General features: G+C 63.2%; 11 protein-coding genes. 5 read left to right on the top strand and 6 right to left on the bottom strand.

Translation table 11 applies throughout. The features are described from left to right. Positions 1–189: 189 nt before the first annotated feature. Positions 190–1,392, bottom strand: coding sequence for a styrene monooxygenase/indole monooxygenase family protein (locus KV110_RS17605; RefSeq protein ID WP_218477351.1), 1,203 nt, complete (start codon positions 1,390–1,392; stop codon positions 190–192). A 125-nt stretch (positions 1,393–1,517) separates the two neighbouring features. On the opposite strand from KV110_RS17605, the gene KV110_RS17600 reads away from it, so the two are divergent. From KV110_RS17600 to KV110_RS17585, 4 genes are all read left to right on the top strand, one after another. Beyond that, positions 1,518–4,082 carry a helix-turn-helix transcriptional regulator gene (locus tag KV110_RS17600; RefSeq protein WP_218477350.1) on the top strand — a complete coding sequence of 855 codons (2,565 nt, stop codon included), beginning with the start codon at positions 1,518–1,520 and terminating at the stop codon, positions 4,080–4,082. A gap of 664 nt (positions 4,083–4,746) precedes the next feature. Next, the gene (locus KV110_RS17595; protein ID WP_218477349.1) at positions 4,747–5,157 is read left to right on the top strand and encodes a nitroreductase family deazaflavin-dependent oxidoreductase; all 411 of its coding nucleotides are present in this window, start codon (positions 4,747–4,749) and stop codon (positions 5,155–5,157) included. A gap of 518 nt (positions 5,158–5,675) precedes the next feature. After that, on the top strand, positions 5,676–6,191 hold the full coding sequence (locus KV110_RS17590; protein ID WP_218477348.1) for a hypothetical protein: 516 nt from the start codon (positions 5,676–5,678) through the stop codon (positions 6,189–6,191). Between the two features lie 605 nt (positions 6,192–6,796). Continuing rightward, a complete protein-coding gene (locus KV110_RS17585) occupies positions 6,797–8,053 on the top strand; it encodes an aminotransferase family protein (RefSeq protein ID WP_218477347.1) in 1,257 nt (418 codons plus the stop codon). Between the two features lie 702 nt (positions 8,054–8,755). Here KV110_RS17585 and KV110_RS17580 read toward each other — a convergent pair. Together KV110_RS17580 and KV110_RS17575 are read right to left on the bottom strand one after the other, a co-directional pair. Beyond that, on the bottom strand, positions 8,756–9,232 hold the full coding sequence (locus KV110_RS17580) for a hypothetical protein (RefSeq protein WP_218477346.1): 477 nt from the start codon (positions 9,230–9,232) through the stop codon (positions 8,756–8,758). A gap of 2 nt (positions 9,233–9,234) precedes the next feature. Continuing rightward, positions 9,235–9,768 carry a magnesium and cobalt transport protein CorA gene (locus KV110_RS17575; protein ID WP_218477345.1) on the bottom strand — a complete coding sequence of 178 codons (534 nt, stop codon included), beginning with the start codon at positions 9,766–9,768 and terminating at the stop codon, positions 9,235–9,237. Between the two features lie 1,217 nt (positions 9,769–10,985). On the opposite strand from KV110_RS17575, the gene KV110_RS17570 reads away from it, so the two are divergent. Continuing rightward, positions 10,986–11,597, top strand: a complete 612-nt coding sequence (locus KV110_RS17570) for a hypothetical protein (protein ID WP_218477344.1) — start codon at positions 10,986–10,988, stop codon at positions 11,595–11,597. Between the two features lie 153 nt (positions 11,598–11,750). Here KV110_RS17570 and KV110_RS17565 read toward each other — a convergent pair whose 3' ends face one another. The 3 genes from KV110_RS17565 to KV110_RS17555 form a co-directional block, all read right to left on the bottom strand. After that, entirely contained in the window at positions 11,751–11,945 is a 195-nt protein-coding gene (locus tag KV110_RS17565) for a hypothetical protein (protein WP_218477342.1), read from the bottom strand. Positions 11,946–14,502: 2,557 nt separating this feature from the next. Then, positions 14,503–14,925, bottom strand: coding sequence for a hypothetical protein (locus tag KV110_RS17560; protein WP_218477340.1), 423 nt, complete (start codon positions 14,923–14,925; stop codon positions 14,503–14,505). Next, positions 14,922–15,212 (bottom strand): WhiB family transcriptional regulator, encoded by a 291-nt coding sequence (locus tag KV110_RS17555; protein ID WP_218477338.1) that lies wholly within the window; start codon positions 15,210–15,212, stop codon positions 14,922–14,924. Before KV110_RS17555 ends, KV110_RS17560 begins: the two co-directional genes overlap by 4 nt. Positions 15,213–15,223 lie beyond the last annotated feature (11 nt).

The following is a 15,223-nucleotide window of genomic DNA, read 5'->3' as shown; positions in this document are numbered from 1 at the left end:
GATCCAATCGATCAGGCCATCGACCACCTTACTCGGCGACCTGCCAGAACTCGGCTCGCGGAAACCGTCTATGACGGGGCTGCCGACTCGGTCCGTTCCATCGGGCGCTGACCGCGCTCCCGTGGAACTTCGCAGTTCACCCCGCAGGTGCCACCCCAAGCGGAGCAACGAGGTGGAACTAAGCCCCAGTCACTGCCGGATGCCCGTCACGAATCGAGCCATGTCTGCGGGCCGCGCAAAGGTTTCGGCAAAGGCGTCGGCCAGCGCAACATCGCTTTGAGCCGCCTGCATCAATGCCTGCACTGATGGTGGCGGGTCGAGCACAGCCATCGTCCACCGCGCTGCGGGAGTCGCGACATTGGTGAGCCACGGCTGTGCCGCCTGTGCCATCCAAGTCCGGTCGTAGCCGCTCGTCGCGTTACTCAGAATCGCCTCGCTGTAGGCGAACGCACAGTGCACGGCGTTGTTGGCGCCTTGCGCACCGCCGGGATCCATGCGGCACACAACGTCGCCGCCGCCTAGCAGTGGTACACCGGACGGCAAAGTCCCCACCGGTTTACGCATGCGTGGTAGCACCGCGCCGACGAGCGTTGCACCACCGTCGGTCAGTTCGGCGTGGCGGTACCGGTCGGCAAGTGCGGCCGGTAGATATCGCGCGAAGAGTTTCTTGGCCTGTCGCAACCGCTCGACGGCGCTGCTGTTCGTAGAGAAGATGTCCAGTCCGCCGTTCGGCAGCGCCTCGATGAGCATCATCTCGCACCGCCGCTCGTGTCCGGGCGGACCGGTGAGTCCAGGGTAGGAGATGATCTCTCCGTGTCCGGGCAAGGCGATATAGGTACCGAGATCGTCCGGATCGGGCTGTACGTCATCGAGATACAGCACTGCCAGCCTGCGCATCGGCTCGGCCGGAACCGTCCACGCCGAATCATCCGGGAAGCACGCGGCGAGTTCGCCCGACGCCCTGGTGACGACGGTGAGGTCGTACTCCGCGGTTCGTCGACCGAGGTCGGCCAACGTCAGGTTGGTCACGTCGAGATGTCCGCCTGCGACAACATAGTCGGTAAGCCAGCGGGCGAAAACCGTCCGCTGGTCCACACTCTGTGCCGGTCGGCTGAACCGTCCGGCCCACCCGAGAGCAGGCTCGGCATCGACCACCATGGTGAACCGAATGCCCAGGATGGCCGGCGCGGTGGCACGCCAAACACCGAGGCCCGCGTTAAATTCGAGATCCAAGGTGGCCGGAAACTTGATTTGGGTGCTGGTCACCGAGCCAGACAGCACCGCCTCGACGGTGCGGTCGGTCACCAGGTTAACCGCGACGCCACCGCGCAGCAGTTGATGGGCCAATGGCAGACCACATTCACCGGCCCCTAGTACCTGTACTCGTCGCATGTTGGATCCTTCCGACGTGAACTCACTAATGGCTTGTTCGGAGCTCGTGAATAGCTAGGATGATGCGATAAGCAGGTGCCACACATCGGGTGCTGCCAACCAGCGCGGCGGCTAAGCTGCATGTTGTGACGGTTCGACCTTCACTGGATACTGGTTCGCTTCCAGCGTCGACCAGCGATTTCGTCGGCCGAGAACGGGAGCTGGCAAAGATCGCGGCGCTGCTGTTGAACGGGACGCGGCTGATCACGCTGATCGGTTCGGGCGGTATCGGTAAGACTCGCCTCGCCACAGAGGCTGTCCAGCGATATCACCGGGCGCGGCGGGTTCCGGTCTACTGGGTCCGTTTGGCCCGGTTGGCGAAAGACAGCGATGCGTCCGAGGTAGAGGACGAACTTGCGCAGGCGATCGTGGACGCCGACTTCTCGGGACGCTCGGCGTGGGCCGCGCTGGTCGACACCCTGACCCGTACCGACGCCGTGGGCCGCAAATTGCAGAGCGTGCTGGTGATGGACAACTGCGAGCACGTGCTAGCCGGGGCCGGTCAGTTGATCGCGGATCTGCTCGCCGCGGTCCCGCACCTCACCGTGGTGGCGACCAGTCGCGAAGCGATCGGCTGGGTCGACGAACAACTGGTGGCGGTGCCATCGTTGCCACGGGAGCAGGCGCTGGCGTTGTTCCGCGCCCGGGCCGAATTGACCGGGCTCCCTGTCGCAGACGATCAACTGGAGCTGGCCGAGGCGATATGTCGCCACGTGCACAACCATCCTCTCTATATCAGACTGGCCGCGGCTCGCCTATTGCGGCAGCCGCTCTCGCGGATCCTCCAGGACCTCAGCGGGGAGGCGACCGATCGCAGGCTGCGATGGTCCAACGGCCCACGCGTTGGCGCCGACGAACGGCACCGTGGCATCCGCGATGTCATTGCCTGGTCCTTCGATCTGTGCAGGGACAAGGAGCGGCTGCTGTTCGAGCGGATGTCGGTATTCGCGGCCGGTTACGACATCGATCCGGACGACAGCAGCCCATCGTTACTGGAGGTGGGCGCCGAATTGGCGGCTATCGAGGGCGTGTGCGCGGACCTCGACGACACCGGCGACCCGGCGGTGCGGATCGCCCGCGACGAGGTCGAGGATCTGCTGGAACGCTTGGCGGCCCAGTCGTTGGTTACGGTACATATGAGCGCGACCACCGTGCGGTACTCGCTGCTCGAGAGCTTTCGTGTCTTCGCCCAACAACGCCTGTGCGAACGTGAGGGCGGCCAAGAATGGGTGCAACTAACCGCCCGACATCGCCGTTATTACCGCGACAAAGTACTCGAAGCACAGGCTAATTGGTACAGCCCAGCCGAACAGGAGCTGCTGGACTGGGCCCGCGCCTCCTGGGGCAACCTGCACAGCGCGATCGACGGCAGTCTCGCCACACCCGGCGACGCTGCGATCGGGTTGGAAATCGCGATCGGTTTGATTGCCTTGCGAGCGCCGTTTTTCAGGGGCTCTCTGCGCGAGAGCCGTCGCTGGGCCGAGCGGACGCTCGCCGCCACCAGAGATCAGGAGTCGGCACCGCTTGAATTGCAGATCACGGCGATGGCGTTGATCAGCTGGATCAGTAGGTGTCAGGGCGTACACGAGGATGCCGATCGAATGCTCGACGCGTGCGTCGCCGCGAGCCTCCCCGATGCTGCGGCCGGTTTCGACTGGCGGCTCACCCCCGAATCAGAGCTGGGTCTTCCAGCACCGGTGGAATTTGCCTGCGGCAGCGAACTGTTGCTGGTGCAGCAGGACCCGCGTGCGGTCACGGTATTCGCGCGATCGCGCGAAAAATTCGCTGCCCGAGGCGATCTCGGGGGCACTGCGATGAGCGAGTTGTTCGAGGCGCTGGCCGCGGGGTTCCTCGGCACGTCGGCCCAGGCACTCGATATCGCGCGCCGTCACCTCGACAACGCCGCCGCCTCCGGAGCGGGTTGGGCAAAATCCTGGGCCGAACTGGCATGGACAATCGCCCTGACCAAGCACGGTGATCCGAACGAGGCATTGGCAGTCGGACGCACTGCGTTGGCAAACCAGCTGGTCATGCATGATCAGTGGGGTGCGTTGTGGGCCATACACATACGGACCTGGACGTTGGCGCGCATGGTTGCGCGTGCGCAAGCCGAGCAGGCGCGCCTCGGTCACGCGAAGGCGTGGGCGACGGAAATCGCTCAGCTGATCGGGGGGGTCGCGACGCTGCGGCGGAAACTGGGCGTCAACCTCGCCAATCTCGCACCGTTCGCGACCGAGACCGATGAGGCGGTGGCCACTGCCAGAAGCGTGCTTGGAGCCGCCGACTATGCCGTTGCTGAACGGGAAGGTTCACTGCTGCACCCCGAACACGACGAAGTGGCTCGCCTGGCGTTGGGAACATTGGTGCTCGACGAACTCGAGGTGGATCACCCGGTCCGTCGACACCGTCCTTCGCCGTGGCATGAGCTGTCGGTGGCCGAGCAGGATGTCGCCATCCTCGCAGCAGCAGGCTGGACCAACACCGCCATCGCTGCGCGCCGCGGCAGTTCGTTCAAAACGGTGAACGCTCAGATGGTTTCGATCTTCCAGAAGCTGATGATCAATTCCCGCGCCGATATCGCAGCGTTCGTCCCAGCGGAGCGGCGAGGCGATGTCGCCTCGGCTGTCGCCAGTCGACCGAAGCAACGTTGATAGGGCATGAACACCCTTCACGGTTCTGGCAGGCCCAGTTCGGCCATCTCTCGTTCGATCGTGGCAGCCGCGTGATCCATTCCGATGGATCGCAATTCACGCACCCGCCGACTCAGCGCGAGCAACCCTCCGGGTTGGGCTGCGATATCAGCCACGCTGAGTGGACCATGCTCCGAAGCCCTCGACTTTCGGGTCATCATGCATCACCTTCTTGCCGTCGATTGCCCGCTGCGGTGATGAGCCGTAAGCGAGACGTTTTCTCCGAGAATCGCGTGTTAGGTAGCGTCCCGACATCGGTAGCTGCTGCATGCGCCAAATCGCAATCATCCAGTCCGTCTGTGTTGCGAGCGGATTAGCGACCACCGTGGGTTCGGCAGCCAGAAGATTGGTGAGTGTGTGCCCCCGCTACGTCCTCTTCAGCAGCGGGAAGGTCGGCTCCGTCTGCATGGTCCGACCGGGACGTAGTCTGCCGATGTGAACGTCTCCCCTTCCGGTCCAAGCCAAATGACCAGTTGGCGCGGCACTCGACGAAGGGAGTGTACGGCCGAGCAGAACGGCTCTACCAATCCAGCAAATGATGCCGGTCGAACCGGAAAAATCCCTTACAGCTGGCGACTACCATTGCTAGCTCCGACACGGCCCCACGCAATTGAAGGAGCTGAATATGGCTGACTGGAACTCTGCCATCATCGACGAATTCCGTGCAAACCAAGGCAGGGTGGGCGGCCCTTTCGCAGGGCACGACCTTCTCCTACTCACTACTACCGGCGCTAAATCCCAGCTTCCCCGCACCAATCCTCTTGCCTTTATTCGCGACGACGACCGCATTGTCATCACGGCTTCCAATGCCGGCACCTCCACCAATCCGGACTGGTACTACAATCTCCGCACTGACCCAAAGGTTACGATCGAGATCGGCACAGAGAAGTTCGAAGCCATCGCCACCGCCATCCCGGACGGGCCTGAGCGTGACCGCTTGTATACGGCGATGGTCGAGGTAATGCCAGGTTTCGCCGACTATCAGGCGAAGACATCGCGAGTAATCCCGGTGGTGACTCTTACCATTACCGAATAACGTAGCCGGAGCTAGCCCAATGACTAGGATTGGTTTCGACCGCGCCCGGACCGCATGGATTGCCGATCGGAATAATACGCGGGACCTCGACGCTGACCTGGTCTTGAGATTGGGAATGGCGATCTTTGCCCCTTTCCCCTCGAAGCCGGATTTCGCAACCGTGGCGGCATAGGAAGGTTGGACTCGAACAGGGACGGGTGCTTCCCGCATTGGCGAACGCGGACGCCGAGGACCAGGACATAGCACGGTGGCTTTGACTCCGCGCTCGGCACGATCTCGATCGACGGCATCCCTTCTGGTAGGTCCTTCGCTGTACCCCCATCAGTAGGAATACGCCCTCCCGCTCCACTCGGTATTCTGAGGGACCAGTCGAAATGCGGACGACCGTACGTATCACTTCCCCGATGCCCGGTCGCGGCAAAATACGGCGACCTGTTTACGATCACAGATGAATACGAATTTGGCGATAGTGAAGGTGCCGTCCGACTGGTCCGCAGTATCGCCATGCTGGAGGGCTGATGAAGGCTAACGTGACTGTACCGATGGTGCTCAGTTGGAACTTCGATGCCGTGCAGCGGGTGCTGACAGCCATGACCATGGCATCGACGTTGATGAAAGCAATCGTGTCGGGTGTGCAGCAAAGGGTCGAACACTCGGTCGACTTCTTCGACAGCTCTGCCGCCACATACGCCAGGAATCGCGCAGCGTTCGAACAACAAATAGGTCTACGGGAAGGGGACGAGTTTTCCGCAGCAGCGCGCAAGGCGGAAGACTACTTCCGGCAGATCGAGCGCAATGCAGCCAGGATCCGGACGGCGGCCGAAAAGGCTGCGAGCTTACCCTGGGACCTCTCCATCGCCCCGGACGGTGCGGTGCGTTCTGGCAAAGCCGACAATGACATAATGCAGGAGTACGGAGCGGAATTCGGGCTGCAGGCACTAGCGATGAAGTACGAGGCCATCTACGAGCTGGAATACGAGATCAGGACCGCGCTGGCCGAGATCGAAGCCGCCGAATCGGGATCACTGAGATGATCGGTGTGAGCATTGCAGCCTATGATTCCCTAGCCTCCGGCCACTTCCCGCAACGCGCCGCGCCCGACTACATCCGTAGCGCGGACGGCGCTACAACTCGCTGAGCTCGGCAACGAGTAGGCGCAACAGCAACCGGCCAGGCGTTCGACGTCCAGTCATGGCTGGTCCCGATTGATGCTTCGGCCCGTTCCACACTGATGGTGTCGACAGCGGAGCTGCCCCGCTCGCCCAGACGCACAGTCGCCAGTAAGGCTGCTACTGCCTGGCCCAATGTGTCGTTGGCATCGGGAATCGCTCGCGCAAGCATCACTACGGTAATCCCACTGCCGGCGGACCAAGCAAGTGTCTCGTCTCGCAGTGCGCGCCAGTCGCCTATTGGACGCGAGATCCGGATGAGATCGCCGACAGGGGGCCATGTGGCACCAACAATCGTGGCGAGGCCAGGCAAGTCCGGCCACCATCCGCCTACCCGCTCAGTTCGCTCGGATTGGTAACTGTTGTGGCAGTGATCGATCGATCCAAAGCCGGTGTTTGATCCCAACCTCTGCACGGCTCTCCCCCTACCCGAGCTTCCCATGGCTGGCATGACCTTACGGTGCATAGACATGAGCGCATTATGGCATGGATTTACCGATCTGGACGCAGTACAGCGTGAGGGGGCCTTTATCATCTCGCGAGGTGAGGGCGCCTATATTTACGATAATTCAGGAAACAGATACTTGGACGCCACCGCAGGCCTGTGGTTCGCCAATGTCGGACACGGTCGCCGCGAGATTGCAAATGCCGTCGCTGCACAACTTGGCCGAATCGCCCACTACTCCAGCAGCGGTGACTACGCTGGCGAGATCACTCTCGAGTTGGCGTCGCGGATCGCGGAGTTGGCTCCAGTTAAGGATAGTCGAGTCTTTTTTACCTCGGGAGGCTCGGATTCGATCGACACAGCGACCAAATTAGCGCGCCGCTACTGGCATGAGATGGGCAAACCAGATAAGCGAATAATCGTCGGTCGCGAGTTCGCCTTTCATGGGATGAATATCGGAGGCACTGCATTGGCCGGCATCACGAAGATTCGTGAAGGTTATGGAGATCTGATGGTGGACGCGCGCACCGTCGAGTGGGACGATGCTAAAGCTCTACTCAGGTTGATAGAGTCCGTCGGTGCCGACAATATCGCCGCGTTCTTCTGTGAACCCATCCTTGGATTGGGCGGAATCTTACTGCCGCCGGATGGTTACTTGAACGAGGTTCGCCGAATCTGTCGCGAAAATGACATCCTTTTCGTCGTCGATGAGATCATCACCGGCTTCGGCCGTATCGGCGGGTATTGGTTCGCCTCAACGCGTTTCGATCTGGATCCGGACCTCGTAGCGTGCGCAAAGGGACTGACATCCGGATACGCTCCGATGGGTGCGGTCATAATCGCTCCACATATCGCTGAGCCGTTTCTCCGGGGCGGCGTTTTTTGGTGGCACGGCTACACCTTCGCAGGGCATTGCGGTGCTGCGGCCGCTGCGATGGCGAACCTGGACATCATCGAAAGAGAGGACCTTCTCGGTGTCGCCAAACGTCTGGAATCCACCCTGCACGACCAGTTGGCTCCATTGGCTGAGCATCCACGAGTGGCGAGCGTGCGCAGCGGACTCGCGGCGCTCGCCGCAGTCCAACTGACAGACCCGTCCGAGGCACCAGTGCTGGTGAAACATCTTCGCGGACAGGGCGTGTCGACGCGGGCGATCGGAACGGGGGCTATCCAAGTATCGCCTCCGCTGATCATTTCCGACGACCAGGTCGCCGAGTTCATCACGGCCTTCGAACGCGCGGTAGGCCGATTGGACCGTGGCCGGCGCGGTTCGTCGTCATGAAATCGCTACGTCGGTTCTATTTTGGTCGACAAATCAAAGGACGATTACCCCGGCGACTCGGCCCCGCCAGGTGAGGGTGTCGGTGTGGGCGCGGATGTGGATGCAGACGACCAAAGCGCGGACCACCGGCGGCAGGGCCGCGGGAGCCCGGCGGGCGGTCTTCCCGTCTTCGTGCGGTCCTCACGGATGCCTTTCATGAGTTGGCGCACGGCGGCGTCGGTGGTGGGGTCGGCCAGCCCGGCGGCAGTGTGGGCGTTGCCGATCTCGGCACGCCACGCACCGAGCGTGGAAGCGCTCAACCCGCGCTGCGGGTCGTCGGCGGGGTGCGAGTTCCCGCGAGATTGTCAGTGGGGTTGAACTGGGGTTTTCCCATTGCATGTCAGTAGGTTTTCCCGCTTGATGTCAGGGGCGGTCGTGCGTTGAGGGGCGCAGACTGGGAGGCGATGGGATCACGCCTTTCGGCACCGCCGATCTATTCGCGGATCAACGATCGCACCCTGCAGGTGCACTCCGTGGTCGCTGACGACGTGCCGCTGGCGTTCCGACTTCCGTAAGGCGGTGCGCCACAGCATATCCGGGTGGAGGCCGACGAGTGCTCGGAGTGGGCGATCGCCGACATGGACCGGTGGATGGCGGCGGACCGTATGTTCGACCTGATAGGCCCCGCCGCGGCGGTCCGGTCAAGCGGAAGGAGGTTCTCGATTACGCGGAGAAGTCGTCGTATCGCTTGCGAAGGTGCCGTGGATCTCCGCGCTTGATCAGCACTCGTAGCGCCCGATAGGGCACCGCGCTGTAGCCGAAGGGCCCGTCCTGTTTGACGAACGGATAGCCATCGAACAGATTGACCTCGGGATCACCGTCGCGATAGATCCATCGACCGCCCTTGACCCGGAGTAACGCCTCGCCGGTATACCAGCTTGCGCCCTCGACGAAATCCGCGTTCGCCGGATCGGCCAGGGCATCGAGTGTCGGCGTGCGGCGTAACACGATGGCGCCCAACGCTTCCAACGACTCCGGAGAATGGTCCCAGGTGATCCCGTCGCCGTAGGTCGCGGTCCAGTGCGCAAACCCCGCTCGCCGCGTCCGCAGCCAGCGTTGGAGGTACTCGACCTCGGCAGCGCCGGGCTCGTAGGGTGCTGGTATCGGCTCGAACAGCAGCCCGAAGGGCCTGCCGAGCACATTCAACGCCGCCGGGTCCCCGAAAAAACTTCCCAGTTCACATCGGGATCGCCCGGGTCCACAGTGCACCATCGCGCGGGCGAGCCGGTCGGCACCAACTCTCCCACCGACCAGCAGAATACCTGTTGGGCATCGAGATCCTCGTCCGACCCGTGCGCGATCGGCCACTCGTGCGGTTGTCCATTGCAGCGGAACCGCAGCAGATGGGCCGGATGAACACCGTCGGCTGTGTCGACCAATTCCACCTCGGTGATGGCGAACAACCCGCGTCCACACGCGGCGATCCGCGCCAGCTCCTCTCGGTACACCCATGCGTCGTTCTCACACGCGCGGCGGAAGGTCTTGTATTCCGTGCTGTATCGAACCTTCACGTATTCCAGTAAAAGCAGCACAGCCGCAGACTCGGTGGCGCCGAAGTCCTCCAACAGATAGTCCAGAGTCTCCGGGTCCAGCTCCGCCGCCACGACCGCCGCATCGACAAGACCGAGTTCGACTATCCGGTCCGCTACCTCGCGAACTGTCAACTGGGAATTCACCCCGGACCCCATACCTCTCAGCAGGACAAGACAGAAGCTGGTAGCAGCATCAGCGCAGCCGACCATCCGCCACGGGACCGTAGTGTGACGGTTGTCTGCCCTGCTGGTCATCGGGGACTTCCCATTCATGGGGGGCATAGGTGTCGGTGCCGGCCTCGCTTGCTCATGCACGACAAGCCGCGGGCCCGGCGCGCCGCTGCACATGGTTCGCGGCCACTTCAAGAGCTGCGGGCCGCAGGAACCACTGCTGGGCAACCCCGCTCGGTCGCCGAAGGGGGTCGGGCCGACCTGCGCGATACGTGAACGCGCCGAGCAGCGGGCCGCTGCGGCGACGGAGCTGACGTTGTTCGACATCGCGGCGTGAGCCGATCGGGCGGTGCTGTCACGGCCCATGCTGGTAGAGACCACGGCGGGCTCGTTGGGTTCTATTTTCCGAGGGCGTGGTGGTCGATGTAGTGGTCGAGCAGACCAGCCACTGCGTCGTCTCTGGTTTTCCAGGGCCCGCGGAGCAGGCGGCCGCCGTGGGTGGTCGCGGGCGATCCATCGGCCCTGGCTGGCACCGACGCGAACCTCGCGGGTCAACGTGCCCAGGTGGGTGCCGTCGTGGTCGGTGACCCGCCAGTTCCCGGATTCGGCGTCGCGGGTGAGATCGACCAGATCGCGAGGCTGACCGGGAGTGGTGCGCCAGCGGTGGATCCGCGCCGCCCACGCGCGCGGCGAGTCCGATTCGCGGCGGCGGGCAGGAGCGGGGGTGTTGAGAGGTCGCCGTGAGGGCAGCAGGTCGTCGTAAGCGGTCCACTGTCGGTGGGCCGGGACGCGAGTCGGCTGGTAGCTCGGCCAGGACTGGGGAGAGTTCGTTGTCGCCGCAGTCTGTCTCGGGTCCGGTGGCGGCCGTGGTGGCTTGGTCGTGGTCGCGCAGGAGTCGCAGGACGGTGGCCGGTGAGGGGTGGCGGCCCTTCTTCTTGCCGGTGGTGATGACCAGGCGTGCGGCGATGTCGCGCAGGCTGTGGTTGTTCTCGCGCAGGTGCAGCGCCATGGCGAGCATGGTGTCGTCGGCGACGGTGGTGCCGCCGATGGATTTACCGCGCTGGCGAGCGGATTCGTGGCCTTCGAGGGTGCGGCGCAGCATCAACCGCACATTCCTACGGTGGGACCTCTCCGGAGGCCGGGACTTGCTGGCCCAGCGATGTCGGTGCACAGGGCTACGCTGCGCCACCATGAGCAGCTTTGATGACGCGATCGCTGCCGCTCGCCGCGACGCCGACCATCGAGACCACACCCAGCAGTCCCAGCAACGCCACGACGCCGAGTTCGCCGAGCAGATCAACCAGGTTCTCGCCGAGGCCGCCGAGCAATTCCGCCAGCTCAACGACGGACTGCGGCTACAACTGGTGCGCCCCAAAAAATTTTTGGAGCGGACCTCGGCCGACATCGTCGACACCGCCGGAACCCGCTACGTCGTCGCCGACGAACAACGATGCTGGATCGTCCCGCCCTACGGCAATCGGTCCCACGGCGCCGACGTGCTGTTCACCGAGCACGGCGGGCTTCTCTACGTTAGTGCGTCCATGCCCCCGATCAGCGGCGGCCCGCCCCGGATCCCCCGTCCGGATCCATTCACCATAATCGTCACCGAACCCCCGCACACGGTCGACGTGCGCAAGGAATTCGAACACGGCCACCGCTACGACGAAGACCCCCACGTCTGTGTCATCCGCACGCTACGCAGCGCATTGGCCCAATGCTTCGTCGAATACGAGCGAGCGATACAGCAGTCGGTGCCCCTCGGAGACCTTTTCCGTAAGTGGCCCATTCAGTGGCGGCGCTGAACACGACTTTAACAATCGACGTGCACGCAGCGACAACATTAGCGATGCGCGCATCGCCCCGTCGCTGCGCGCGATCTCGCCGTGCGCGGGCCTCAGTCTTGTCGTCGTGCATCACAGAGGTGAAAGCTGCACGCCTGGGCCCGCCGCGTCCGACTAGTCGCGCGTGCCGCAGGGTCCGAAGAACCGGCATTCGATCAAGGGGCGAGGGTCGAGTTCGCGGGCGTGGCCCTCGAATTCATCGAGCACACTGGCCCATTGGTCGAGGTCGAGTTCGTCGCCCGGCTCCAGCGGTGCGCGCCATTCGGCACGGCGATGGTCCGCGCACCCTTCGTAGGTGCCGGCTGCCAACAATGACACCCCGGCCAAGCCGAACTGTAGATGCCGCGTCAGAGCTGGTTATTGGCGGCCCCGGCTGGTGACATTCCGCTGTCGCTTCCCGCCGACATTCTCCTGTCGCCTATCAACCGCGAACTGCAAGGGCAGCGGGTACGCCGCCCCAAGAACTCTGCCAGGAGCCGAGGCGGCGTCCCATCTCATTGCTGGATACAGCGGAACCTGAATCCGGGTAGGCAGTCTACCGATCCGCAGTCTGACGTCATGTCGGAGCTTCGTACTAGATGCGGCAGTGTGACACCCCGGATTTCGTGGAGCAGGTACTGGCTGCACGGGCGCTCGTACTGAGCGAACGGCATGGGCGATGTGAGCGCGACTCGGGATGTAAGGGTTATGCGGCGCCAAACCCGGCGGTCCGGCCGTGTGCACCTCTCCACCATGCGGTGTAGGCGGTGAACGCGAGGACGGGCACGTTCCTGGTCTGCCGAGGCCTTGAGCCGACGGGATGCCTGTCCCATGGACCATGCTCTACATCAAGGACGTCTGGCGGCGTACGCGCGGGGGCTACCACACGTACAGCTCGGCGCGCCCTTCGGCCACCGCCTGGTGCTCGTCACTGATTGGCCAGTCCGCGCGCTGGATAGGCGGCAGCCCAGCTGCTTCCCGGGCCGCCTCGTTGGCCCCGCAGTCGCCGCAAATCTTGATGCCCCGACCACGTGTAACGCGGGACCGCGCTGGAAGATCATAGAGGTCGCGGCAGCGCGGACATCTCATGGTTGGTTTGCGTCCCTTGTGGGCTACATATGCCTTGGGCTCGTTCTGTCGCGGCACACTCTTCATCTGAGTCTGCTGGGTCCGAAGTCTTGCCAGCTCATTTTGGACGGCCGACCACCTAGCCAAATCCGCACGAGACGTCACGCCGTGATCATAGTCCGCTGGTGCCGATACTGTGCCCGGTAGCGGCGAGGCAGACCCTTCGGGGTTCACCGGTTGCGATGGGATTCACCTGGCGAGGGATGCTGTCCAATCACGCACCGCCACTTGGTACTCACACACTCCGCATCCCTTCAGCGTCGGACCCCTGCACTCAAGGGTGCGCCATGGAACGTTCACGCGAGTCCAACGCGACCACCCGCCCCTTCCCGATGGAACGCCGCGGCGACGCATCAAACTTCCCATCGGTGGGAATTTATGCTCCTAGCAAGCGGCACACTGGTCATTGCACCGATAGTCAACGGCACGTTATACGCGGGCCGAGCGCGTCGATGAGCGCACCAGCTCGCCGCAACGACACAGCCGGAGCAAATGGAGAAACTCGATGGATACCCCCTCCCACACGTCGACAGCCCGACTGCTTGCTGCAGCCGCGATCATCGGAACGATGACCGGAATGATCGGAACCGGAATCGCCGCCGCGCGGCCCGAGTCGCACGACTCGCAGTCCGCCGGATCTGACTCACGGTCCGAAACATCGAGGATCGGCGCTCACCCGCAGCGCCACGTAGATCCCTACGGACACCACTACCCGCCGACCGATCAACTGGACCGTGCCGAGATCCGAGATAATGTACGCGCATACCACAACCGGCAGCAAGAGTTGCGCGAGACTACCAGGGAGCGAGTGGAACGCGACAGCCAAGGCGCCACCTGGACGCGCGTGGTCCGACCCGACGGAAGCTGGTACGTCTGCCGACCACATGCCACGCAGTGCTGATCCGACCGGCCCGATGACCTGACCGACGTGGTGCCGGCGATTCTGGCCGACCCTGCCCTGGCGCAGTTCAATTCGCGTCTGGATATTTTCCTTTGCGCGCCTATGGCATAACCGTGTATGGGACAACGATTTCATCGTTGTCCCATAGTGGAAAGCAGTCGATCCCGACTACCACGCGGGGGAAGCCATGACCTATAGAGTCCACCCGGCGATCCCTAGTCATAGCCTTCCTAATCCTGGCAATGGCGAGGAATCCGTCGCCGCCAAAACGGTCCATCATGTAGCGGCAAAGGTGCCGCCTCTGCTCATGACGGACAGGGAGACAATGGTGATCAGCACAGTTCGGCGATGGGAAGCCTGCGCGCTCGCCCAGCTTGCCGTCATTACAGTTGGTGTGAGCGTTCTGACTCCCGCCCTGGCTGACAAGGCCACCGCGGACGCCAGCATTGGCTGTTTGTGGGCAGACAACCAGCACCCATCCGGGGCAACCGTTTACGCCGGCGGTTGGAGCTTCAGCTGCGGAACGGGGGTAGCCGGGGCCTCGCGCTGGATTAATGAGGGTCCGGTCCGCCAACCGAGCACGGTCCCTAGTCCCGGGGCGGATTTCGACCCGACCGGCAGGTTCAGCGCGGGTGCGATTCAGCCCGGCACTGACTACATGGACTACTGCGTCGGAAATCAGTTGGTCGAAGGGCGTGAAGCTATGTACGAGGCCGTACCCGACGGAACCGGGAAGCTGTATTGGAAGGCAGCCGGCCCGAGCTCGTACTGGACTCTCGACCCGGGTACGGTTCAGCCTCCGTCATGGCGCTCATCGAGCATGTGCTACGACGGCACGCTGATCTGATGCGCGCTGCGCTACAAGAGTTGCTCTAGTAGCGCTTGGGCACGCTGTGGCTCCCCAAAATCTCGGAGCGCCCCAGCAAATTTGAACACAATGTTGTTCGCCGCCGGATCGACGAGGCCCCCTTGGATCCAGCTGAGCGTGAGTTGTATCGGAGCGCCGTCCCGGACCGCGAACACTTCCCTCAGGTGCATGCCGACCCCATCGACGACGCACCGAACGCCGCTGCACGTCGCAGCCAGCAGCTCCGCCAGGTATACAGAATACGCAAGGCATTTGACGGCGCGGAGCGAGGACTCCTCTTCAGCGTCGACGGACATCGACTCCACCACACCTTGCACAAACCAGACGCTGTTGTCGGTGCCATCCAGCCTCGCACCGTGTTCCCGAGCCCAGTCCAGGAAACGGTAAGCCTCCTCGAGCAAAAGATCACTCATTGTTGGTCGACCCAGTTCCTCCGCTGCCGCTGGGCATTGCTGAGCTCAACTTCGGACAACCCGCCCCAGATACCGAAAGGCTCACCGACTTCCAGCGCGTGGCTACGACACTGCGCGAGAACGGGGCAAGACTGGCAAATTTGCTTGGCGCGCCTGATGCGGGCGGTGCGGGCGAACCCACGCTCGCCCTCTGGATGGAAGAACATCGCGGAATCCTGACCGCGACAGGCCGCACTCAGCTGCCAATCCCAGATATCGGCATTCGGGAGCAAGGGATTGGTCGACATATGCACTGGGG

The sequence above is a fragment of the Nocardia iowensis genome (assembly GCF_019222765.1).
Lineage (GTDB): Bacteria > Actinomycetota > Actinomycetes > Mycobacteriales > Mycobacteriaceae > Nocardia > Nocardia iowensis.
Note: the sequence above shows the minus strand (reverse complement) of the source record. Positions and strands in the feature narration are given on the sequence as shown.

Bases quoted from the DNA above. Each gene is read 5' to 3' on its own strand.
- KV110_RS17605 (WP_218477351.1), bottom strand. From the start codon at position 1,392: ATGCGACGAGTACAGGTACTAGGGGCCGGTGAATGTGGTCTGCCATTG.
- KV110_RS17595 (WP_218477349.1), top strand. From the start codon at position 4,747: ATGGCTGACTGGAACTCTGCCATCATCGACGAATTCCGTGCAAACCAA.
- KV110_RS17590 (WP_218477348.1), top strand. From the start codon at position 5,676: ATGAAGGCTAACGTGACTGTACCGATGGTGCTCAGTTGGAACTTCGAT.
- KV110_RS17585 (WP_218477347.1), top strand. From the start codon at position 6,797: ATGAGCGCATTATGGCATGGATTTACCGATCTGGACGCAGTACAGCGT.
- KV110_RS17570 (WP_218477344.1), top strand. From the start codon at position 10,986: ATGAGCAGCTTTGATGACGCGATCGCTGCCGCTCGCCGCGACGCCGAC.
- KV110_RS17560 (WP_218477340.1), bottom strand. From the start codon at position 14,925: ATGAGTGATCTTTTGCTCGAGGAGGCTTACCGTTTCCTGGACTGGGCT.
- KV110_RS17555 (WP_218477338.1), bottom strand. From the start codon at position 15,212: ATGTCGACCAATCCCTTGCTCCCGAATGCCGATATCTGGGATTGGCAG.